This is a genomic window from Buttiauxella cochleicola, assembly GCF_021283185.1.
GTDB lineage: Bacteria > Pseudomonadota > Gammaproteobacteria > Enterobacterales > Enterobacteriaceae > Buttiauxella > Buttiauxella massiliensis.
On record NZ_JAJSOS010000006.1, the window covers coordinates 186,468 to 207,268 of the forward strand.

General features: G+C 44.4%; 24 protein-coding genes and 1 other annotated feature. Of the genes, 17 read left to right on the forward strand and 7 right to left on the reverse strand.

All coding sequences use genetic code 11. The annotated features are described in order from the left end of the window. Nucleotides 1-7: 7 nt before the first annotated feature. The 10 genes from LVQ76_RS11260 to ihfA all read left to right on the forward strand — a co-directional run bounded on the left by LVQ76_RS11260 (nucleotide 8) and on the right by ihfA (nucleotide 8,895). Nucleotides 8-766: a DUF481 domain-containing protein gene (locus tag LVQ76_RS11260; protein WP_151995436.1), complete on the forward strand. Its 759-nt coding sequence runs from the start codon at nucleotides 8-10 to the stop codon at nucleotides 764-766. Between the two features lie 267 nt (nucleotides 767-1,033). Beyond that, nucleotides 1,034-1,285: a hypothetical protein gene (locus tag LVQ76_RS11265; protein ID WP_232921648.1), complete on the forward strand. Its 252-nt coding sequence runs from the start codon at nucleotides 1,034-1,036 to the stop codon at nucleotides 1,283-1,285. A 483-nt stretch (nucleotides 1,286-1,768) separates the two neighbouring features. After that, a complete protein-coding gene (gene thrS / locus LVQ76_RS11270) occupies nucleotides 1,769-3,697 on the forward strand; it encodes a threonine--tRNA ligase (RefSeq protein WP_064518256.1) in 1,929 nt (642 codons plus the stop codon). A gap of 4 nt (nucleotides 3,698-3,701) precedes the next feature. Further along, a complete protein-coding gene (gene infC, locus LVQ76_RS11275) occupies nucleotides 3,702-4,244 on the forward strand; it encodes a translation initiation factor IF-3 (RefSeq protein ID WP_072009408.1) in 543 nt (180 codons plus the stop codon). 96 nt (nucleotides 4,245-4,340) lie between these two features. Then, complete coding sequence (rpmI, locus tag LVQ76_RS11280; RefSeq protein ID WP_005968897.1) at nucleotides 4,341-4,538, forward strand: 50S ribosomal protein L35; 198 nt, start codon at nucleotides 4,341-4,343, stop codon at nucleotides 4,536-4,538. A gap of 45 nt (nucleotides 4,539-4,583) precedes the next feature. Beyond that, nucleotides 4,584-4,940: a 50S ribosomal protein L20 gene (rplT, locus tag LVQ76_RS11285; RefSeq protein WP_000124850.1), complete on the forward strand. Its 357-nt coding sequence runs from the start codon at nucleotides 4,584-4,586 to the stop codon at nucleotides 4,938-4,940. A gap of 76 nt (nucleotides 4,941-5,016) precedes the next feature. Next, nucleotides 5,017-5,139, forward strand: a sequence feature (Phe leader region). Beyond that, nucleotides 5,022-5,066, forward strand: coding sequence for a pheST operon leader peptide PheM (gene pheM / locus LVQ76_RS11290; protein ID WP_001386830.1), 45 nt, complete (start codon nucleotides 5,022-5,024; stop codon nucleotides 5,064-5,066). It overlaps the preceding feature by 45 nt. A 66-nt stretch (nucleotides 5,140-5,205) precedes the next feature. Then, nucleotides 5,206-6,189: a phenylalanine--tRNA ligase subunit alpha gene (gene pheS, locus LVQ76_RS11295; protein ID WP_232921649.1), complete on the forward strand. Its 984-nt coding sequence runs from the start codon at nucleotides 5,206-5,208 to the stop codon at nucleotides 6,187-6,189. Nucleotides 6,190-6,203: 14 nt separating this feature from the next. Further along, nucleotides 6,204-8,591 carry a phenylalanine--tRNA ligase subunit beta gene (gene pheT / locus LVQ76_RS11300; protein ID WP_232921650.1) on the forward strand — a complete coding sequence of 796 codons (2,388 nt, stop codon included), beginning with the start codon at nucleotides 6,204-6,206 and terminating at the stop codon, nucleotides 8,589-8,591. A 4-nt stretch (nucleotides 8,592-8,595) separates the two neighbouring features. Next, on the forward strand, nucleotides 8,596-8,895 hold the full coding sequence (gene ihfA, locus LVQ76_RS11305) for an integration host factor subunit alpha (protein WP_001229265.1): 300 nt from the start codon (nucleotides 8,596-8,598) through the stop codon (nucleotides 8,893-8,895). A gap of 98 nt (nucleotides 8,896-8,993) precedes the next feature. Here the strand turns inward: ihfA and LVQ76_RS11310 are convergent, their stop codons facing one another. Together LVQ76_RS11310 and LVQ76_RS11315 are read right to left on the reverse strand one after the other, a co-directional pair. Continuing rightward, nucleotides 8,994-10,013: a phage integrase gene (locus LVQ76_RS11310; RefSeq protein ID WP_232921651.1), complete on the reverse strand. Its 1,020-nt coding sequence runs from the start codon at nucleotides 10,011-10,013 to the stop codon at nucleotides 8,994-8,996. Between the two features lie 115 nt (nucleotides 10,014-10,128). Continuing rightward, complete coding sequence (locus LVQ76_RS11315) at nucleotides 10,129-10,428, reverse strand: helix-turn-helix domain-containing protein (protein WP_232921652.1); 300 nt, start codon at nucleotides 10,426-10,428, stop codon at nucleotides 10,129-10,131. A gap of 133 nt (nucleotides 10,429-10,561) precedes the next feature. Here LVQ76_RS11315 and LVQ76_RS11320 point away from each other — a divergent pair, with 133 nt between their 5' ends. The 7 genes from LVQ76_RS11320 to LVQ76_RS11350 all read left to right on the forward strand — a co-directional run bounded on the left by LVQ76_RS11320 (nucleotide 10,562) and on the right by LVQ76_RS11350 (nucleotide 14,670). Further along, entirely contained in the window at nucleotides 10,562-10,840 is a 279-nt protein-coding gene (locus tag LVQ76_RS11320) for a Cox family DNA-binding protein (protein WP_232921653.1), read from the forward strand. Between the two features lie 10 nt (nucleotides 10,841-10,850). Further along, a complete protein-coding gene (locus LVQ76_RS11325; RefSeq protein WP_232921654.1) occupies nucleotides 10,851-11,030 on the forward strand; it encodes a hypothetical protein in 180 nt (59 codons plus the stop codon). Further along, a complete protein-coding gene (gene repB / locus LVQ76_RS11330) occupies nucleotides 11,027-11,527 on the forward strand; it encodes a phage replication protein B (RefSeq protein WP_232921655.1) in 501 nt (166 codons plus the stop codon). The genes LVQ76_RS11325 and repB overlap by 4 nt, the downstream gene beginning before the upstream one ends. Before the next feature lie 66 nt (nucleotides 11,528-11,593). Beyond that, complete coding sequence (locus LVQ76_RS11335; RefSeq protein ID WP_232921656.1) at nucleotides 11,594-11,830, forward strand: DUF2732 family protein; 237 nt, start codon at nucleotides 11,594-11,596, stop codon at nucleotides 11,828-11,830. Next, nucleotides 11,827-12,117 (forward strand): DUF5405 family protein, encoded by a 291-nt coding sequence (locus LVQ76_RS11340; RefSeq protein WP_232921657.1) that lies wholly within the window; start codon nucleotides 11,827-11,829, stop codon nucleotides 12,115-12,117. Before LVQ76_RS11335 ends, LVQ76_RS11340 begins: the two co-directional genes overlap by 4 nt. Nucleotides 12,118-12,119: 2 nt before the next feature. Further along, on the forward strand, nucleotides 12,120-12,395 hold the full coding sequence (locus LVQ76_RS11345; RefSeq protein WP_232921658.1) for a DUF5405 family protein: 276 nt from the start codon (nucleotides 12,120-12,122) through the stop codon (nucleotides 12,393-12,395). After that, on the forward strand, nucleotides 12,379-14,670 hold the full coding sequence (locus LVQ76_RS11350; RefSeq protein WP_370640075.1) for a replication endonuclease: 2,292 nt from the start codon (nucleotides 12,379-12,381) through the stop codon (nucleotides 14,668-14,670). The genes LVQ76_RS11345 and LVQ76_RS11350 overlap by 17 nt, the downstream gene beginning before the upstream one ends. A gap of 50 nt (nucleotides 14,671-14,720) precedes the next feature. On the opposite strand, the gene LVQ76_RS11355 is transcribed toward LVQ76_RS11350, so the two are convergent. The 5 genes from LVQ76_RS11355 to LVQ76_RS11375 form a co-directional block, all read right to left on the reverse strand. Beyond that, on the reverse strand, nucleotides 14,721-15,395 hold the full coding sequence (locus tag LVQ76_RS11355; protein WP_232921659.1) for a hypothetical protein: 675 nt from the start codon (nucleotides 15,393-15,395) through the stop codon (nucleotides 14,721-14,723). Next, the gene (locus LVQ76_RS11360) at nucleotides 15,382-16,464 is read right to left on the reverse strand and encodes a hypothetical protein (protein WP_232921660.1); all 1,083 of its coding nucleotides are present in this window, start codon (nucleotides 16,462-16,464) and stop codon (nucleotides 15,382-15,384) included. Before LVQ76_RS11360 ends, LVQ76_RS11355 begins: the two co-directional genes overlap by 14 nt. Next, on the reverse strand, nucleotides 16,464-17,465 hold the full coding sequence (locus tag LVQ76_RS11365) for a PD-(D/E)XK nuclease domain-containing protein (protein WP_232921661.1): 1,002 nt from the start codon (nucleotides 17,463-17,465) through the stop codon (nucleotides 16,464-16,466). The genes LVQ76_RS11360 and LVQ76_RS11365 overlap by 1 nt, the downstream gene beginning before the upstream one ends. 674 nt (nucleotides 17,466-18,139) lie before the next feature. Beyond that, nucleotides 18,140-19,426, reverse strand: a complete 1,287-nt coding sequence (locus LVQ76_RS11370) for a PIN-like domain-containing protein (protein WP_232921662.1) — start codon at nucleotides 19,424-19,426, stop codon at nucleotides 18,140-18,142. A gap of 535 nt (nucleotides 19,427-19,961) precedes the next feature. Continuing rightward, a complete protein-coding gene (locus LVQ76_RS11375; RefSeq protein ID WP_232921663.1) occupies nucleotides 19,962-20,447 on the reverse strand; it encodes a hypothetical protein in 486 nt (161 codons plus the stop codon). Nucleotides 20,448-20,801 lie beyond the last annotated feature (354 nt).

Genomic DNA, 20,801 nt, shown 5'->3' on the forward strand with positions numbered 1-20,801 from the left:
CGATTAAATGAATTTAGTTAAGACAGTACCGGCTGCAATTTTGCTGACCGGAAGTGCGCTATTGAGTCACTTTGCAATTGCAGATAATTCGGTTTTCACTGTCATGGATGACCCATCTACCGCTAAGAAACCGTTCGAAGGTAACCTGAATGCGGGTTATCTTGCGCAATCAGGCAACACCACAAGTTCTTCGTTGACTGCGAACACCAACATGACCTGGTACGACACCTCTACCGCGTGGTCACTGTGGGGTAATGCAAACAACACGTCTTCTAACGATGAGCGCTCTTCTGAGACTTATGCTGCTGGTGGTCGTAGCCGTTACAACATGACTGATAGCGATTATCTCTTTGGTCAGGCCAGCTGGTTAACAGACCGCTACAACGGATATCAGTCGCGTGATGTGCTGACCGCAGGTTATGGTCGTCAGTTCCTCAGTGGCCCGGTACACAGTTTGCGTGTGGAATTTGGTCCAGGCGTGCGTTATGACGAGTACACTGATGGCGGGCATAAGACTCAGCCGTTGGGTTACGCGTCAGGTATCTATAACTGGCAGCTGACCGACAATGCCAAATTTATCCAGGGTGTTTCTGTGCTGGGTAGTCAGGATACGACGGTAAACTCTGAAACTGCTCTTGAAGTTGCAATCAATGAGCACTTTGGTTTGCGGGTTGGCTACAACGTCACCTGGAACTCAAATCCACCTGATTCAGCTCCAGAGCATACAGATAGACGCACCGCAGTTACTCTTGGTTATAAGATGTAATTGGCAAAGCCGGGTAATTCCCGGCTTTAATGTTTTATTTTATCGTAATGTGCTATTATTATTTTGGTCCATGGTTTTATTTTAAATAAAAAGATCTTTTTTTAATTTTCTTCACAATTTCTCCTTAATCATCTGTCTCGTCATATTTTCTTTATATTTGGCACAAATTGATAAATAAATCACCTTGTGAAAAGTGTGATCTGGATCTACTCTTATTTCATAGCGAGATAATAACTTGCTGTCCCACTAAATAAGAGAATCAAGAATATGAAAAATATTAAATATATCGCTACTGCAGCCTTACTTTCTGTGATTTCATGCGGTGCGTTTGCCGCTCAACCTGTAACGGTCACTACTTTAACAAGCACTACAGCCGCCTCGCAGACTGCACCTTCCAACACGTGGCATGCGACTGATATCGAAGCTGGTTCAAATATCCAACCGGGTGCTCAATCAACTGGCCGTTCAATGGATGATGCTTTTGATGTCCATACACTTGTTGCTGGCGAGTGGTATTAGTAATTGAGCAATACTGATTAGTTTTCATTTATACGAACTTGCTAATTGATCGCTCATTTTTCAAATTCGTATGAAATAAAAAACCGGAGCAAGATGCCCGGTTTTTTTATTTTCCTAATCTTATAAACCGATAATGTAATTATTGGTCAGCACAATGTTTAGAAAATCTTATTAGTTTCATTTGCATGTTTTTCGAGAATACAAACGTATTTTCACTGATAGTTGCGTGAAAAAATGGGGATAAAACAGTCAGTTATTATTACCGGTATCAAGATGACTCTGGACTGCAAAACGCGACATACCCTCCTTAAAGTGATAGTATTCTCAACCGTCGTGAGGCTGTGAACTTCGCACTCACGCATAAATTGTGGAGTCGGCCTTGCAATTGTGGGCGAGATGACGACACAACCGGTTGAAACCAAAGTAAAATACATGTTGCATGTGATCTTGCGTATGGGTCACCACTGCGAATAAGGACTTATAATGCCTGTTATTACTCTTCCTGATGGCAGCCAACGCCATTACGACCATGCTGTTAGCCCGCTGGATGTAGCCCTGGACATCGGTCCTGGCCTCGCAAAAGCGTGTATCGCTGGCCGTGTTGATGGCGAACTGGTTGATGCATCTGATGTTATTGAGCACGATGCTAAACTCGCGATTATCACCGTTAAAGATGAAGCTGGCCTGGAGATTCTCCGCCACTCATGCGCCCACTTATTGGGTCATGCCATCAAACAGCTGTGGCCGCACACTAAAATGGCGATCGGCCCGGTTATTGATAACGGTTTTTACTACGACGTTGACATTGACCACACGCTGACGCAGGAAGATCTTGAGCTGCTCGAGAAGCGTATGCACGAGCTGGCTGAGAAAGATTACGACGTCATCAAGAAGAAAGTGAGCTGGCACGAAGCCCGCGAAACTTTCGTTAACCGTGGCGAAAGCTACAAGGTTGCGATTCTTGATGAAAACATCAGCCATGATGATAAGCCAGGTCTGTATCATCATGAAGAATACGTTGATATGTGCCGTGGTCCGCACGTACCGAATATGCGTTTCTGCCATCATTTCAAACTGCAGAAAACATCCGGTGCATACTGGCGTGGCGACAGCAGCAACAAAATGCTGCAACGTATTTATGGCACCGCGTGGGCAGATAAAAAGCAGTTGAATGCTTATCTGCAACGCCTGGAAGAAGCGTCTAAGCGCGATCACCGCAAAATTGGTAAGCAACTCGACCTGTATCATATGCAGGAAGAAGCGCCAGGTATGGTGTTCTGGCATAACGACGGCTGGACTATCTTCCGTGAGTTGGAAGTGTTTGTACGCTCCAAACTCAAAGAGTACCAATATCAGGAAGTGAAAGGCCCGTTCATGATGGACCGTGTGCTGTGGGAAAAAACTGGCCACTGGGACAACTATAAAGATGCGATGTTTACTACTTCTTCCGAGAACCGTGAATACTGCATCAAGCCAATGAACTGCCCGGGTCACGTGCAGATCTTTAACCAGGGTCTGAAGTCATACCGCGACCTGCCATTACGTATGGCTGAGTTTGGTAGCTGTCACCGTAACGAGCCGTCAGGCGCGTTGCATGGCCTGATGCGTGTTCGTGGCTTTACTCAGGATGATGCTCACGTATTCTGTACCGAAGAGCAGGTTCGCGATGAAGTGAACAGCTGTATCCGCATGGTTTATGACATGTACAGCACCTTCGGTTTTGAAAAAATCGTTGTGAAACTGTCTACCCGCCCGGAAAAACGCATCGGTACCGACGAAATGTGGGATCGTGCAGAGGCGGATTTGGCCGTAGCGCTGCAAGAAAATAATATACCGTTTGATTATCAGCCGGGTGAGGGTGCATTCTATGGCCCTAAAATTGAATTTACGCTGTATGACTGCCTGGATCGTGCATGGCAGTGCGGCACTGTACAGCTGGACTTCTCTTTACCATCACGCCTGAACGCGTCTTATATCGGCGAAAGTAACGAACGCCTGGTTCCGGTAATGATTCACCGTGCAATTCTCGGGTCAATGGAACGTTTCATTGGTATCCTGACCGAAGAATTTGCGGGCTTCTTCCCAACTTGGCTGGCGCCGGTACAAGCAGTGGTTATGAATATCACTGATGGACAGTCTGATTATGTCGAAGAATTGACCCGTAAACTGCAAAATGCAGGCATTCGCGTAAAAGCAGACTTGAGAAATGAGAAGATTGGCTTTAAAATCCGTGAACACACGTTGCGTCGTGTCCCTTACATGTTAGTTTGTGGCGATAAAGAGGTCGAAGCAGGCAAAGTTGCCGTTCGTACCCGTCGTGGCAAAGATTTGGGGAGCATGGACGTCAACGAATTGATTGAAAAGCTGCAGAATGAAATTCGCAGTCGCAATCTTAATCAACTAGAGGAATAGAGTTATTAAAGGCGGAAAAAGAGTTCAACCGGCGCGTCCTAATCGCATAAACAGAGAAATTCGTGCCACTGAGGTTCGTCTGACAGGTATAGACGGCGAGCAACTAGGTATTGTGAGTCTGAATGAAGCTTTAGAAAAAGCCGAGGAGGCTGGGGTTGATTTAGTTGAAATCAGTCCTAATGCTGAACCGCCTGTTTGTCGAATTATGGATTACGGCAAATTCCTCTACGAAAAAAGCAAATCTTCTAAGGAACAGAAGAAGAAGCAAAAAGTTATTCAGGTCAAGGAAATCAAATTCCGACCTGGTACCGATGATGGCGACTATCAGGTAAAACTCCGCAGCCTGGTTCGCTTTCTGGAAGAGGGTGATAAAGCTAAAATCACACTGCGTTTCCGCGGTCGTGAAATGGCTCACCAACAGATTGGTATGGAAGTGCTTAACCGCGTCCGTGACGATCTGAGTGAACTGGCAGTCGTCGAATCCTTCCCATCGAAGATCGAAGGCCGTCAGATGATCATGGTGCTCGCTCCGAAGAAGAAACAGTAAGGCCATCAAGTAACAGTTCTCGCGAGGTTTCGGCCTCGTGAGTTTTGTTCGCCTTCTGGTTCGTTTTATTAACAATGCGAAGTGGAAAGTTATTAAATGCCAAAGATTAAAACTGTACGCGGCGCTGCTAAGCGCTTCAAAAAGACCGCCGGTGGTGGTTTTAAGCGTAAGCACGCTAACCTGCGTCATATTCTGACTAAAAAGTCTACTAAGCGTAAACGTCACCTGCGTCCGAAAGGTATGGTCTCCAAAGGGGATCTGGGCCTGGTCATCGCTTGCCTGCCGTACGCATAAGTAGCATTTTTTAATTAATTCAGAATATAGAACAGGAGAGCTAATATGGCTCGCGTAAAACGTGGTGTTATCGCACGTGCTCGTCACAAAAAAATCCTTAAACAAGCCAAAGGCTACTACGGTGCGCGTTCACGCGTATACCGCGTTGCTTTCCAGGCTGTTATCAAAGCTGGCCAATACGCTTACCGTGACCGTCGTCAACGTAAACGTCAATTCCGTCAGCTGTGGATTGCACGTATCAACGCTGCAGCTCGTCAGAACGGGATCTCTTACAGCAAATTCATCAACGGCTTGAAAAAAGCTTCTGTTGAAATCGACCGTAAGATCCTGGCTGACATCGCGGTATTCGACAAAGTGGCATTTACTGCACTAGTTGAAAAAGCGAAAGCAGCTCTGGCGTAAGCCAGTTATTAGGGGGAGCTTGCTCCCTCTTTTAATTTCTAACGGTAATGTTTAACACTGTTCAATAAGGTAACTGCAAGCATGAATGCTGCTATTTTCCGTTTCTTTTTTTACTTTAGCACCTGAACTCGGGGCTTTGCGCGTAAGAAAAGAAACGAAAAATAGCGCCGAAAGCCTCCATAATGGAGGCTTTTTTTTTGCATCCTTTTTATCTTTGTATACGAATCAACTACCCCGGTAATTATGCCGGCATAAGAGGAATACCATGCCACATCTCGCAGAGCTGGTTGCCAACGCAACGGCCGCCATAAACGAGGCCCAGGATGTTGCCGCGTTAGACAACGTACGCGTCGAGTATTTAGGGAAAAAAGGTCATCTGACCCTCCAGATGACCACCCTACGTGAATTGCCAGCAGAAAAGCGCCCAGCAGCGGGTGCAGTAATTAACGAAGCCAAAGAGAAAGTGCAGGAAGCATTGAATGCTCGCAAAAATGCACTTGAAAGTGCTGCACTGAATGCTCGCCTGGCAGAAGAAACTATTGATATCTCACTGCCTGGTCGCCGTGTTGAAAATGGTGGTTTGCATCCAGTAACACGCACCATCGACCGTATTGAAAGCTTCTTCGGTGAGTTAGGCTTCACCGTGGCGACTGGCCCGGAAATCGAAGATGACTATCACAACTTCGATGCGCTGAATATTCCAGGGCACCACCCGGCTCGTGCTGACCACGATACATTCTGGTTCGATGCAACTCGTTTACTGCGCACCCAGACTTCTGGCGTTCAGATTCGCACCATGAAAGACAAGCAGCCGCCGATTCGTATTATCGCGCCGGGCCGCGTGTATCGTAACGACTACGATCAGACTCACACGCCAATGTTCCATCAGATGGAAGGTTTGATTGTTGATACCAATATCAACTTCGCCAACCTGAAAGGCACGATTCACGATTTCTTGAATAACTTCTTCGAAGCTGATTTGCAGATTCGTTTCCGCCCGTCCTACTTCCCGTTCACCGAACCATCCGCAGAAGTTGATGTAATGGGTAAAAATGGCAAATGGTTGGAAGTATTAGGCTGTGGCATGGTGCATCCGAACGTTCTGCGTAACGTTGGTATCGACCCAGAAGTTTATTCAGGCTTTGCTTTCGGTATGGGCATGGAACGTTTAACCATGCTGCGCTACGGCGTTACCGATTTGCGTGCATTCTTCGAAAATGATTTACGTTTCCTCAAACAGTTTAAATAAGGGCGGGATATCCAATGAAATTCAGTGAACTCTGGTTACGCGAATGGGTAAACCCAGCCAACAGTAGTGAAGAGCTTTCCGGTCAAATTACTATGGCTGGTCTTGAAGTTGATGGTGTTGATGCCGTTGCTGGCGAATTCAACGGCGTGGTTGTGGGTGAGGTGGTTGAGTGCGGCCAACATCCGAATGCTGACAAGCTGCGTGTAACAAAAGTTAATGTCGGTGGCGACCGTCTGTTAGACATCGTTTGTGGTGCACCAAATTGCCGTCAGGGCCTGAAAGTTGCTGTGGCAACCGTTGGTGCTGTTCTGCCAGGCGATTTCAAAATTAAAGCTGCAAAACTGCGCGGCGAGCCATCAGAAGGCATGCTCTGCTCATTCTCCGAGCTGGGTATTTCCGATGACCATAACGGTATTATTGAGCTGCCGCTGGATGCGCCGATTGGCACCGACATCCGCGAATACCTGAAGCTTGACGACAACACTATCGAAATCAGCGTCACGCCAAACCGCGCCGATTGCCTCGGTATCATCGGTGTTGCCCGTGATGTTGCGGTTGTGAACCAACTGCCATTAAATGTGCCAGAAATAGTTACTGTAGCGGCGACTATTACCGACACGCTGCCAATTCGTGTCGATGCGCCTGAAGCATGTCCACGTTACCTGGGCCGTGTGGTTAAAGGTATCAACGTCAAAGCTCCTACGCCGCTGTGGATGAAAGAAAAACTGCGTCGTTGTGGTATTCGTTCTATCGATGCGGTAGTTGACGTAACTAACTACGTGCTGTTGGAACTCGGCCAGCCGATGCATGCGTTTGATAAAGACCGCATTGAAGGTGGCATTGTTGTACGTATGGCAGAAGAGGGCGAAACCCTGACGCTGCTTGATGGTAACGAAGCGAAGTTGAATGCCGATACTCTGGTCATTGCTGACCACAACAAAGCGCTGGCAATGGCCGGCATCTTTGGTGGTGAACATTCTGGTGTGAATGATGAAACCAAGAACGTACTGCTTGAGTGTGCATTCTTCAGCCCGCTGTCAATTACCGGCCGCGCGCGCCGCCATGGTTTGCATACCGATGCTTCTCATCGTTATGAGCGTGGTGTGGATTCAGCGTTGCAGTACAAAGCAATGGAACGTGCTACTCGTCTGTTGATCGATATGTGTGGCGGTGAAGCAGGCCCGGTAATTGATGTGACTAATGAAGCACATCTGCCAAAAGCTGCCACAATTACTCTGCGTCGCAGCAAGCTGGACCGTCTGATTGGCCATCATATTTCAGATGCGCAGGTTGGCGATATTCTGCGTCGTCTTGGCTGCGAAGTGACTGAAGGCGATAACCAGTGGACGGCAGTGGCTCCAAGCTGGCGCTTTGATATGCAGATTGAAGAAGATCTGGTTGAAGAAGTAGCGCGCGTTTATGGCTATAACAGCATTCCTAATGAGCCTGTACAAGCGGGTCTGATCATGGGTACTCACCGTGAAGCTGACCTTTCGCTCAAGCGTGTGAAAACCATGCTGGTCGATAAAGGCTACCAGGAAGTGATCACCTACAGCTTTGTTGATCCTAAAGTTCAACAACTGCTGCACCCGGGTGAAGAAAATCTGATTCTGCCAAGTCCAATTTCCAGCGAAATGTCAGCAATGCGTTTGTCCCTGCTGACCGGCCTGCTCAATACCGTGGTTTATAACCAAAACCGCCAACAGGCACGTGTGCGCATCTTTGAGTCCGGTTTACGCTTTGTTCCTGATACGCAGGCAGACCTGGGTATTCGTCAGGATCTTATGCTGGCTGGTGCGATCTGTGGCAACCGCTACGAAGAGCATTGGGATCTGGCGCGTAACACCGTCGACTTCTATGATTTGAAGGGCGATCTGGAAGCTGTTCTGGATCTGACCGGTAAACTTTCAGACATCGAATTTAAAGCAGCAAGCAACCCAGCCTTGCATCCAGGCCAAAGTGCTGCCATTTATTTATGCGGGGAATACGTTGGTTTCATTGGTGTTGTGCACCCGGAACTTGAACGTAAGCTTTCACTCAACGGTCGTACACTGGTGTTCGAAGTGCTGTGGAACAAGCTTGCAGACCGCGCTGTGCCTGAATCTAAAGAGATTTCTCGTTTCCCTGCGAACCGTCGTGACATTGCAGTTGTGGTTGCAGAAAACGTTCCCGCAGCAGATATTTTGGCAGAGTGTAAGAAAGTTGGCGCAAATCAGGTAGTTGGCGTAAACTTGTTTGATGTGTACCGTGGTAAAGGTGTAGCCGAAGGTTATAAGAGCCTTGCCATAAGCCTTATCCTGCAGGATACGGGCCGTACACTCGAAGAAGAGGAGATGGCCGCTACCGTTGCAAAATGTGTAGAGGCATTAAAAGAGCGATTCCAGGCATCATTGAGGGATTGAACGTATGGCGCTTACAAAAGCTGAAATGTCAGAATATCTGTTTGATAAGCTAGGGCTTAGCAAACGTGATGCTAAAGAGTTGGTAGAACTGTTTTTCGAAGAGATCCGTCGTGCTTTGGAAAACGGCGAGCAGGTTAAACTATCAGGCTTTGGTAATTTTGACTTACGCGATAAAAACCAACGTCCCGGGCGTAACCCGAAGACTGGTGAAGATATTCCTATCACGGCACGCCGTGTAGTGACCTTCAGACCTGGTCAGAAGTTGAAGAGTAGGGTTGAAAACGCGTCGCCGAAAGACGAGTAACCTGAATTAACCAAAAAGGCCGCTTTAGCGGCCTTTTTCTTTGCTTCTGGCACCTGAAAGTGCCGACCTACAACGGTTTAATGCGGCTTAGAAGCCCATCAGTGACCACCTGAAACCACCTGTGTGTGGACGCATTGTGGACGCAAATTTCCCCTAAGTGGATTAAGTGCAATGGCATCCTGTAGGAACTCAGGAGCAAAATGCGCATACGCCATCGTCTGCTCAATTCTGGTATGTCCCAGTATCCGCTGCAGAGTGATAATGCTTCCTCCGTTAATCATGAAATGAGTTGCGAAGCTATGTCTCAATGAGTGAGTCGCCTGGCCTGATGGTAAATCAGGTTTCACCTGTTTCAACGTTTCTCTAAACTCCCGATACGAGGCTCGAGGGAAGAGAAATCCTTTTTTATCACCTACCAGTTCCTGCGCAACTTCTTCAGAAATTGGAACCGTTCTGGGTTTGTTTGTTTTGGTTTTTACAAACGACACCCGATTATGGACAATATGCTCCGCTTTCAGACTTTCAGCTTCACCCCACCTGGCTCCAGTACTCAAACAAAGCACTGCAATCAATCGATTATCGCCATCCAATCTGGAAAGTAATAAATCAATCTCATCAGTGGTCAGATAACCGGTTTCCGGTGTTTGCTCCTTGAGGCGCTTTATTCCCCGGAAAGGGTGCTCCCCCATGAATAACTCGGACTCAACTAACGAAGTGAACATGCCACCCAAAGTAGTAAGCTCTCGATTAATCGTCGAGGGTTTAATCCCTTGAGCTCTGCGGGCTGCACAATACTGAGCAATCAAGGTGCGGCTTATCTGAAAAGCGCTGGGATCTGATGTCATATCTATGAACCGCTCAATTTTGCGAAGATATGACGTCCCGTGCTCCTCATGTTTTCCGGTGTACTTCCACCATATATCTTTCAACTCTGACAGCTGACGTTTATCAATCGGTTTAGATAACCACTCTTTGTTGTGATGGTTAAACTGCACATGCTTTTCAAACGCGACTGCTTCACTTTTTTTATCAAACTTCCGACGGATGCGCTTTCCGTTGCGCCCGTTCGGCCTTACGTCCACTTCATACCGACCATCATCGAGTTTCTTGATTGTCATCAGAAAACCCTCCGATTGGTGTTCTTGCTTTTTGCTCTTAACTCTTTATATCTGTGGTTAGGGTATTTATCTGCCAATGATATACATTTCAAATGTATGTATTGCCGGTAAATGATTAACCAGTCTTTTGCTCTGAGTGGTGTGAGGTTGTTGTTTCTTGCCCAAAGTGTGCGAGTGCCGGTGCAATCTGCCCGGATTCTGGTGCTATTTGATTAGTAATAAACCACATCGTGTATTTCATAAACTGCGGGTGATTTAGGATTTTCATCGTTACATCGGTGGGAGGGGTTGTTCTTCCACTTTCGTAGTAAGTCAAAGAACTGTATGGAACCCCTGTAATTTCAGCGAATTGCCTTCTGTTTAATCTTTCAGACTCGCGCATAAGCGCCAGTTTTTCGCTAATTGCGATTGACATGTTATCGAGATCCTCTAATAATCATCGTGAATTTCAAGTTTGTATCAGGTTTCTCTATTGTTAGTGCGAGTACACTAAAGCCCATTAGAGAACATTAGAACCCATTGGTTAGATCTAGATAAAAGGTTAGCAGATGAGCAAACAAGTTGTAAGTATCAGCGATGCTGTCCCATATCCTGAATTTGCCCGCCTCATTGGCAAAACTCCGGCAGCAGTCAGAGGCATGATTGAAAAAGGAAAGCTTCCCATCATCGAGATGTCCGACCCGCTGTCAGCAACGAAACGAGCTGGTGAGTATTGGGTCTACTTACCGGCCTGGAATAATGGAATGAAAATGGCGTATGAGAGCCGCCCAAAAGAAATCAGGGAAGGGTGGTTAATGTGGTTAGGTCTGGGTGAGCCAACACGTTAGGGGGAAGGGGATGTCAGAACCAAGATGTATTGCTCAGTTACTGCGGAATCATCAAGTCAGAAATCCGGTGGACTTCACCATTACCCACGGTAAAGGACGTAAAGGCGTAATCATTCGTCAGCCGCGTCGTTATAACGTTGCCGGAGCTTTTCAACGTTGTTTGAAAATGGCAGGGAGACTATTTAAATGACAGTCATGACATTTGCAGTAGTGAAAAATCAACCGGCTGGATTGCGTGGTCTGGTTGCTAAGCACCTGGCAAAACCTCGCTGGGTTGAATCCTGTAATTTCTACAACGATATGATGGAACGTGAACGCCTCACTGTTTGCTTTCACGCTCAGCTAAAACAACGCCATTCAGTCATGCGTCTGGAAGAAATGAACGATTGCGATCGTGAGCGTATTGTCTGCGCCATTGATGAACTGCGCAGCGCTTTTACAAAACAGCGAGCTATAGGTGTAAGCAAAGCAGGATTTATTGGTCGCCTGACTGTGAGCCAGCGGCGAGCTCTGTTTCTACATGCCGGGCTGACAGAAGATGAATTTAATCAACCGTACTGGTATATCGAAAACGAACAATGTCATTGGCGGGATGCTCTCATACGGGCAATGCGAGAGCTGTTTAATTTGTTTGAATACACGCCTGTAATATTGACAGCTGTTAAACCTGAACAATACCTCCATTAATTAATGTACGGAAAAAATTAACGCACTTCACTGTGTGTGGCTTTTTATTATCTGGAGTCAGGGATTATGACCGTAAGAATTAATAACCAACGTAACACTGAACAATTAAATTCACTTCTCATCCATGCGAGGGAGGAAGCACAGGCCGATGCGGCTGTTATGTACTCATCACACATTGACGGACTGATTCGTCACATCACAAGTCATGAACTATCCAATGTTGAGATTGTTGAGCTGCTTCACCAAGAGTCACAGAAACTGCACATATCAGGGCTGAGCCGACAACAGGGGGCAGCCCTGTGAGCACCAAACGGGTCATCGTCAAAAACTGGTATTCGGTCACTAAGCTGAATGGCTCATTTGTTCTGGCTGATGTTAAACACGATAAGGACACCGGTGCGGTTTCTTATCCAACGGTCGCAATTTATTCCAGTGAGTTAAAGCTGATTTCCGACCTGATTAACCTGATGGTTAAACGGGCTATTTATCTGAAACGAGTTAATAACACCAACGAACTTTTAAAAGAGATAAATCACTGTGGCGAGCTGTGTCAGACCGCCATGAATAAAATCAATAATATTGAGGGTTAAATATGTCTGTCCATATTCAGGTTGGCGATAAGTGGGTCATTACCAGCGATCAGTATCAGTTTATTTTGCAGGAAAAAAAGATAGCGAAAACAGGGAAAATTGCTGGCAAAGAATGGTTAGATACTATTGGTTATTACCCGAAGATTAACCAGCTCGTATCCGGCCTGATCCACCATCATATCCAGACTTCAGTTGTCGATTCGGTTGAGGCAATGGCCGCAGAAATTGCGCGCATTGCGCTGGTATGTGAAAACGCTTTTAATGCCAATGCTCAATAATGAGCGGGGGCGTATCGCTCCTTCTGCCACACCCCTGATTCAAGGCACCGGCAAATCATTTGTCGGTGCTTATCCCTGGAACGCTCCGCGCGAGGCTATCTCGCGAGATCCCTATGACAGACCTCTTACACGTGACGAACACCGTCAGGTGCAAGCGGTTTTAGCTGAGATAAATACGCTCCCGCATAACCTCTGCAACAAATTCAGTAATCGCTATTACTGGCTGAAACGCCACTCAAGCCAGCTTGATGCATTGCGGTTCCTGACCTCCACTTTCAAGCGGCGCTTATGGCCACGCATTGAACGCGTAAATCGCAATCACCGGATGAACACCGACGCTTCAATACGTTTTTTGTCCGAACAGGATGCTTACTCACATCTGCCGGGTATGAACGATAAAGCGCTGGAGAAGTTCGCGGGACGGATAGCGGCTCAGTTATTCAGTGCATATGAAGAACTCAGCGACAGCTACGCCAGCGAACATGAGGGCGATAAAAAAGAAGTGCTGTTTACCGATGAGGCTCAATCCTGGCTTTACGGTGAAATTGCGGGGGCAGCCCGCGCGTTCAATGTCACGCCGCTGCACTGGAAAAAGTATCGCAAAGGAAAGCTGACTGCACGTGAAGCGTTTTCAGCCGTTTTCCGTCTGATTACCGATGACTGGTGGGTTGCTCAGTTTAAAGCACAGCGCACCCGATGGAATGAAGCGCTGTTAATTGCGGTCGGCGAGGTCAGTAAAAAACGTTCACCTTACGCCAGCAAACAAGCCATTCGGGATGTACATGCGCGTCGCCTGGCTAATCTGGAATATCTGAAAAGCCGCGAACTGGAGAACGTGGAAACAGGCGAGCGAATCGACCTGATTGATAAGGTGCTTAAAAGCATTTCAAACCCTGAAATCCGCCGCATGGAATTAATGAACACTATTGCGGGGATTGAGCGTTACGCCTCCAGCAAAGGTGATGTCGGATTGTTTATTACCATCACGACTCCATCCAAATATCACCCCACACGCGTCACTGGCGCGGATAAAACCGTCCAGCTTAACCATAAATGGAACGATGAAGCCTACAGCCCAAAAGAGGGTCAGCGCTATCTGTGTGGCATCTGGAGCAAGATGCGCACCGCATTCAAAGACAATGGCCTTAATGTGTATGGCATGCGCGTCGTCGAGCCTCACCATGACGGCACTCCACACTGGCACATGATGCTTTTCTGCCAGCCTGACCAGCGTCAACAGGTTATCGGGATCATGAGTCGTTACTCTTTAAAAGAAGATGGTGATGAGCGTGGGGCGGCCAAAAATCGCTTTGAGTGTAAGCACCTCAACAAAGGTGGGGCGGCGGGTTATATCGCAAAATACATCGCGAAGAATATCGACGGTTACGCGCTGGATGGCGAACTGGATAAAGACACCGGCAAGCCGTTAAAAGACACCGCAGCAGCAGTTAATGCCTGGGCGTCCACATGGCGCATCCCTCAATTTAAACCGATTGGTGTACCGACAATGGGCGCTTATCGCGAGCTGCGTAAATTACCGCGTGGCGTGAGCATCGCCAGTGAACTTGATGAGCGAGTCGAAGATGTCAGAGCCGCAGCCGACGGCGGTGATTTTGACCTGTACATTGCCGCACAGGGTGGGGCAAACGTACCACGTGACGCGCAAACCGTCCGTGTCGCCCGTAAGGTGGCTGACGAGCTGAATGCGTATGACGAGGAGGTGCAGAAGGTTGTGGGCATCTTCGCCCCGCATCTTGGTTCTGACAATGTTCATGTTACGCGTACAACTCAATGGCGCATCGTTGCTAAAGCCGTTGACGTTGACCTTGGTCTTTTGACCTTAAAGAGCGGCTCTGCCGCGACTCGGAGTCCTGTCAATAACTGTGGGTTGGATGATTTGAATAGTGAGGTTGATGTGCTACCTACAGCGTCTGAGCAAGCCGCAGCGGTGTTAAATCTTCTGGATAGTGGCGATGTTAGTTGGAGAGATGCTGACGTACTGAAGGTACTCAGGGATGAGTTGAAAGAACAATCATTACAGGATAAGACACCACTACAAAGTCATAGTTTATTAAAATCTCTAGGCAGAGCACCATCAGCGAGATTAACACGCCAGGAATGTGAACGTTTTACACAAATTCGCTTTGACCTGTCGAAGCAGGGAATAATCCCTAATAGGTGGGAGTTGGAGGTACTTACCCGTGGAGGAACGGTTACTTACAAGGATAAAATATTTTCTTATCCAATTATTGATTATTGTTTTTTCAGGGGGTAGAGGATAAATTTAAAGGTGATGGCTGTCATTTAGGCAGCCATCAAGAAAAACTATCTAGCTTTCATTAAACTTGAAAAAAGCAATTCAGACAGATCTCTTTCCGAACGAGCATCAATTTGAGCCATACCATTTCGGAATAGCTTTAATTTCCCACTGAATTCTTGTTCATGAATAGAGCAGGTCAAGCGATCGAGCCTTAGAGTCTTTTTTGATAAATCATCTATGAAATATTTTTTTAAATCATTTGAGCTATTGATTTGCATTTTTGCGACTGCAAACTCAGCAACTTGTATTTGAGATACATCGAGCTGTAGGATCTTTAATGTAATATTTTCATTTAAAGCAGTAAACCACGTAAACGGATCAACATCTATTTCCTCTAAACTGACACCTAATCCTAAATTTCGAACAAGGGCTTGAGCAAATGGCTTAAGAGTCCTTGGTGGATTATCAATTAAGACAACTGGGGAGAATTGTTCGTCTATACTAAACGAGGTCGTTCTATAGTCAATTCTTTCTATTGTCGTGATGTCACCGTATAAATTACTGACTTTGTCTTCACTGATTACTTTTTCAATAAAGCGGCCATGAAAGTTAGATTTCCTGGATTTGTCAAAAATAAATCCCTTCCCTTTATGTTCTGTAAAAGGGTCGTTCATAAGTTTTTCAATGGTCTCGCTTATTGAAAAACGGCTATTTAATATAATCCATTTAACTTTTTTCATGCTCATCCACCTTATTACCAATTACGATATTATAGGCGTTCTCTGCTGATGATTCAATTAAGCTACTAATTTCTTTTTTCTCAAAATCATTTGCGGCTCGTATCGATACATTATAGCCGTTTGGTCTGTGATTATTCATTCCTTTAATTTGGTATGAGAAATCAGAACATTTTTCAGCATTTTTAAAGAACGCTTCTACAAGAATGCGATCACCGACACCATTTTTAGGTGTGGCAGACCATGCAATTCTACCGATGTAATAACCTTTGTTATGTAACTGAGAAAATATACCTGAGCTATTAACGGATTCACCTTTTAGAACGGCTTTTTTAACAAATCCTGTTTCAATTTCTTCGTCATCCTCATCATCGCTATTCTGGGATTTATAGCGATTTAGCTCTACATTAGTGACGTCATCAATTTCATAACCATTTAATCCATTCATCAATTCCTGAAAGAATTGACTCCTGAGTACCGGGGTTGTAACAGCTTCAAGAGATATTTCAAACTTCTCAACATCTACAGACTTTATTTTTGAAAGCTCACTTTGGAATAATGTTACTACATCCTTTGCCTTTTGGTTCTGCGGCATGCGGATATCAACATTACAGTCACCCGGTTTCATTTCTATTTTTATATTTCTATTATCTATTTGTCTTAATGCTGTTCTTGATAAATCTATATCTTGATAGTTTACTTCAATTGAAAGTGAACCGTCTTTTTTTGCAGTAATGGAAACTGTCTCACCTGCACCTGTTGTTAATTTTTTCTTTATTTGCTCCGCTGCTGCCTTCAGCTCATTTTGAGATGATACTGTGTTTAATTTGACATTGGTTGTACTTTCTCTTTTGTCGTATGTCTGGACAAGTTCTTTTAAAGCATCTAAATCATTGAACCCTTGAGGGAGTTTACACACTTCCTCGATTAATTCTTCCTTTGAAAGCTCCGATGAAACAATAATTCCTTTCGTTAAAAGGATGTCTCGCAATTTCGTTATTGTGATTCGTTTGTGATGCAATGCATCATAAATGTTTTTATCAGTTGCAAAGTATATATTTGAGTTTTTCATTAGCGTTGCTCCATCCCAATGGCTTCAAGACTGTATTGAACAACAATCGTTGCAACTTTATCAAAGCTAACTTTAGAAAAAAGCCGTTCATTTTCCCCAAGCAGCCAATGTGAGCTGTATTTAAGCTTTGCTCGTTCAAAATTGTGGATAGCATCTTGATGTGAATTTATATAGCAGTGTCTGATGGTGATTTTTTTTGCATCAGTAAGAATTTGATAATTTGATAACATATCAAAAAAATAAACAAATTCATCAACACTATTGCCTGGCTGGTTATAGTAAATAACATAACCGCTATCTTTTGCATCACCCATCCAACTAAAACTTTCATGCTTCAGTATCACATATGGAGATGACAACATTTCAATGGTTGCAGCAGTTTTGTGGTTAACAGGGTGTTTTATTCTGGTTAGCGCAAGGTCAGGGTAGTAATAATGATACTGGTCTGGTTGCGGTAGTTCACCCGAGCCAATGAGCATTTTGATGTCAGACGATATGTTTATTATGTCTGATATTTTATAGGGGTCTAAAATATGTAGTTTTACATTAGGAGGGCATTTAATAACTTCCGGATCTACTTTTTTCATTACTTTAGAGTAAAAATCTTTGTCATAAAGATTGTCATGATTGTAAAGAAAAAGTAAGCCACGAACATTGTACCCTAATGACTCATCTAAAACGTATCTTGTACGCCATTGAGGACTGATGTTTGCGCATTCTGTGGCGAGAGCTAAAGATGAGATGGCACCTTCAACTATTGATTTACCAATACTTCCTTCGGCATAACTTTTCAGATCGGTGTTTAAATAAACTAGTTCTTCTTCATAAGGGTCGATGTAAAAAAATACTACATCACTTGGGTGTGTTTTTTTGTCATGAGCTTGAAGATCGCAGTCCCAGTTCATGTCTTGGCTGACAGCTCGTTGCCACTTAAAAACCTTAAAAATGTCTTGAGTGATTTTATTCGCGACATGCTGTATTGCAGAGGTTTCCCCGCCCATTTCAACGTTCCTGTTTGATGTGTGTGAAGTCGATTAACAAGGTAAAATTTACCTCAATACTCAGAATTACAACATATTTTCACTGCATGTCTATAGTGAATGAATTTGCATCCGAAAGAATGTGAGGGCTTCGATATTTATCTTCTTGCCAGTAGTGGGCTGATAGCCTAAATGCACCTGCATTAAAACCACCTCATGAAGCGGGCAGGCGTGGCGGGGATAGCATTGCGCGCTGAAGCATTTAATTATTTTATTTTCCACCGTATGAACGCCTCGCTGAGGTGTTGAGCGATGCGCAGGTATGCACGTTGTGGTTGTGGCGTTACGCGGTGTGAGGGACGTCTGAGTAAGTGAAAAGAGGGCGTTGAAAATGCGCTACCTGATCTGGTGATACCGTGGATTATGCGGTGGGTGTCAGTTCAAATGTATTAGCTCAGATTTGAACGGACAATGGTACAGCATAGGGCTAAACATAATCTGATGGGCCGCTCTGTGCCAAAAGCGGACGTTGCCTATCTAGTCGTACGAAATAGTATATTAATTTAAATGAACTCAACTCGGATTGTTTGATCTGCTCTGTTGCCAAATAAAAAAATCACTAATCGGACTGAGCGATGACAATCAGCCCCCCATTTTTCTTCTATAATAAAGAGATAAGGGGGGCTGATGGTAGGTTATTCATTCTGCCGAAGTTGCTCAATAGCATCTACTTCTTGTAAATATGTCATTCTGGCACCTAAAGAATCTAGTAAATCCTTGATGCGGCTTATATGTAATGCCAGATGTTCTTTTCTCGCCATAAGTCCAGCACCTTGCAAGCTCTCTAATTCTTCCAAAGGTGCATCATTTATATTCTCTAATTCAATACTGTAAGATATCAGTAGTTGTTGATATTTAGAGTAAATAGGATATATTTGATCAGCACTCACCATGCTTTCTATATCTAATTGATTGATTTCGGATAGGTAATTAGATATTCTACTTCTATTTTTAAAGTATTTAAGGGATGGTGAGCTAATTACATTGGTTGCACTGGCATTTGTCAGCTCTGTAATGACATTCTCATCTATTCTTGCATTTAAATGGTTATTAGCATGATGGAGAAAGGTATCAACATTTTGAAGTAGAAACTCTGCTGCACCCTGTTCTTTTATTTCTGAGCGAAGAGATTCATTAGGGCCGCGAATTTTACCTTCGATCTTATAGTAAAAATCAGATTTAGCATCATTCGAAACGTAAACGACATTGCTGTCTGGTTTTCCGCTTACATATTCAAGAATCTGACTCCAGACATAATAATCACCATATTCAGCATCATAATTAATACCGCCGAATGAATAGAAACCTTCTTTCTTATCTGCACTATCTTCGAAGCCAGGGCCGGTTTTATACTTATAGCGGATTTTTCCACTTTTATTTAGAGCGTCTATAATACTCTGTTCTTGAGGTGCAGAGCCGATACGACCTTCCGTTAATTCGTCAATTTTATCACGTATCACATCATGATTTTTCAAAAAATCGATATTATTTTTTCTGACATCAATATGGTTTTCAGAAAATTCATTGACAATATTATCTATCTGACTAAAAAGGGTGTTTAGCTCACCTTTTAAATTGGAATATCGTGAGATAGTTTGATTATGTTCACCATCAAAGAATTGAGTTTTTAGCTCATTGATAGATATCTTGATTTTCTTGGGTATTTTTTCTAGCGCATCACGGCTGTCCTTGACCACTTTTAGCCGGTTGCGTTGATATTCGAGACATACCTGATGAGGGAACCAACATTGTTCTTTTATATTACCCCATATTTCAAAGAAGCGGTTACGGGTTTCTTCCTCGCATCGATAGAGAGTAAGGAGGATGTTTGCATCGAAAATGAATATCGTATTTTCTGATGTAAACACTGTACCTATCGAATCTTCACTGATGCCATAGAATCCTGAAAAGCTGTTCCGCATGCTATGCCTCTTTGGTGGTTAGGTTACTGTATATTCATAAGATTACTGCTAAATCTACATCCTGTCCTGCGTTTATTGCTTACATCATGTGGTAATTTAGTCACAATTTATCATCAAGACACTTTAAAACCAGTGTGTTCAGGGATCTTCACGAATGACATGACGTCTGCTCCTCGCTCTTAGCTGCCTAATGTGTTCGAGAGGCAGGTGAGGCCAGGAACGGAGGTGCTCTTGTGGCATCTGCATTTGGTACAGAGCCACATGAGACATCAACTATTCGTGGGGAATGGTGAATATTTTCTCTTCAAGACGTTTTGCACTATTAAAATCATGGCGAACTGGGTGATGGTTGGTTTACGTTTACATAGCTCGCGCATTCTGCGAGTTGAGTCATGATGTAACTTTGCATCAACTGCCACCCCATCAATGCGACATGGGGTCAGTCCATATTAGGAGTTTTTTAGTTACATGACCGCATAGTTAATATGCAGGTATTTATTTCATTGTCTAACCAATTAAAGTGCAGCCCCTAGAATTACCGAGGCGGTGGCTTTTTCGATTCCTCTTGGATAAGATCGGAAAAGTCTATACCTGACAGATCAACACCTTTAAAATCAAGACCCAAATCGCAACTTAGTAATTCAGGTTTAGAACGGCCAGGAAACAAAGTCTGAAGTTTGGCTTTTTTTGAAGGACGATCTAAAAAATCATTTTGAGTTATTAATGTATAAAAATCAGAAACGGTAACGCTTTCTTTAGAATGATCAAATCCTTTATATGCTGAGTAATTAGTAACTGTATTACCATTCATATCATAAGCTTGTTTCACTAGATCTATAAAAAATTTATCTGACTTGGTTATTGCTGCTGGTTTACCATTTTTGTAAACTTTTATGGTTCCAGTATGACCACTCGCATCAATATTAACACTATACTTTTGTTCGCACGTGTATGTAACAGACTCAGCCATTAAAGGCGAACAAAATAGGAATAGAAAACAAGGTATTATCATCCTAATCATATAATACTCCGGTAAAGTTAACGCCCTCCAATTAAGACTATCAGTAATCTCCATATCTCATCAAGTGGAAGGATGGGGAGTACTGCACACCCTGATTTCTTCATCAGAAGGTAGAAAATTAGTACAAGGCGCTATCAGCGCCACTTCGTCAGGTGATGACATGGTTGAAACTGCTATTCGGGAAATGAGGAATATCTGGCTGCAAATATCAGCCGGATTTTAAAGCAGATGTAATGATATCGATATTTATTAAGACTAAAGCCCATGGGTAATACAGATTACTCTTTGTGAGAGCGGCTAACGTCCGCTGCTCGCTCTTAGCCGACTGTAATTTTAATCTCGCATTGCCGTATC

Coding starts and splice junctions, on each gene's coding strand:
- LVQ76_RS11260 (WP_151995436.1), top strand. CDS start 8: ATGAATTTAGTTAAGACAGTACCGGCTGCAATTTTGCTGACCGGAAGT.
- LVQ76_RS11265 (WP_232921648.1), top strand. CDS start 1,034: ATGAAAAATATTAAATATATCGCTACTGCAGCCTTACTTTCTGTGATT.
- thrS (WP_064518256.1), top strand. CDS start 1,769: ATGCCTGTTATTACTCTTCCTGATGGCAGCCAACGCCATTACGACCAT.
- rpmI (WP_005968897.1), top strand. CDS start 4,341: ATGCCAAAGATTAAAACTGTACGCGGCGCTGCTAAGCGCTTCAAAAAG.
- rplT (WP_000124850.1), top strand. CDS start 4,584: ATGGCTCGCGTAAAACGTGGTGTTATCGCACGTGCTCGTCACAAAAAA.
- pheS (WP_232921649.1), top strand. CDS start 5,206: ATGCCACATCTCGCAGAGCTGGTTGCCAACGCAACGGCCGCCATAAAC.
- pheT (WP_232921650.1), top strand. CDS start 6,204: ATGAAATTCAGTGAACTCTGGTTACGCGAATGGGTAAACCCAGCCAAC.
- ihfA (WP_001229265.1), top strand. CDS start 8,596: ATGGCGCTTACAAAAGCTGAAATGTCAGAATATCTGTTTGATAAGCTA.
- LVQ76_RS11310 (WP_232921651.1), bottom strand. CDS start 10,013: ATGACAATCAAGAAACTCGATGATGGTCGGTATGAAGTGGACGTAAGG.
- LVQ76_RS11315 (WP_232921652.1), bottom strand. CDS start 10,428: ATGTCAATCGCAATTAGCGAAAAACTGGCGCTTATGCGCGAGTCTGAA.
- LVQ76_RS11320 (WP_232921653.1), top strand. CDS start 10,562: ATGAGCAAACAAGTTGTAAGTATCAGCGATGCTGTCCCATATCCTGAA.
- LVQ76_RS11325 (WP_232921654.1), top strand. CDS start 10,851: ATGTCAGAACCAAGATGTATTGCTCAGTTACTGCGGAATCATCAAGTC.
- repB (WP_232921655.1), top strand. CDS start 11,027: ATGACAGTCATGACATTTGCAGTAGTGAAAAATCAACCGGCTGGATTG.
- LVQ76_RS11335 (WP_232921656.1), top strand. CDS start 11,594: ATGACCGTAAGAATTAATAACCAACGTAACACTGAACAATTAAATTCA.
- LVQ76_RS11345 (WP_232921658.1), top strand. CDS start 12,120: ATGTCTGTCCATATTCAGGTTGGCGATAAGTGGGTCATTACCAGCGAT.
- LVQ76_RS11350 (WP_370640075.1), top strand. CDS start 12,379: ATGCCAATGCTCAATAATGAGCGGGGGCGTATCGCTCCTTCTGCCACA.
- LVQ76_RS11355 (WP_232921659.1), bottom strand. CDS start 15,395: ATGAAAAAAGTTAAATGGATTATATTAAATAGCCGTTTTTCAATAAGC.
- LVQ76_RS11360 (WP_232921660.1), bottom strand. CDS start 16,464: ATGAAAAACTCAAATATATACTTTGCAACTGATAAAAACATTTATGAT.
- LVQ76_RS11365 (WP_232921661.1), bottom strand. CDS start 17,465: ATGGGCGGGGAAACCTCTGCAATACAGCATGTCGCGAATAAAATCACT.
- LVQ76_RS11370 (WP_232921662.1), bottom strand. CDS start 19,426: ATGCGGAACAGCTTTTCAGGATTCTATGGCATCAGTGAAGATTCGATA.
- LVQ76_RS11375 (WP_232921663.1), bottom strand. CDS start 20,447: ATGATTAGGATGATAATACCTTGTTTTCTATTCCTATTTTGTTCGCCT.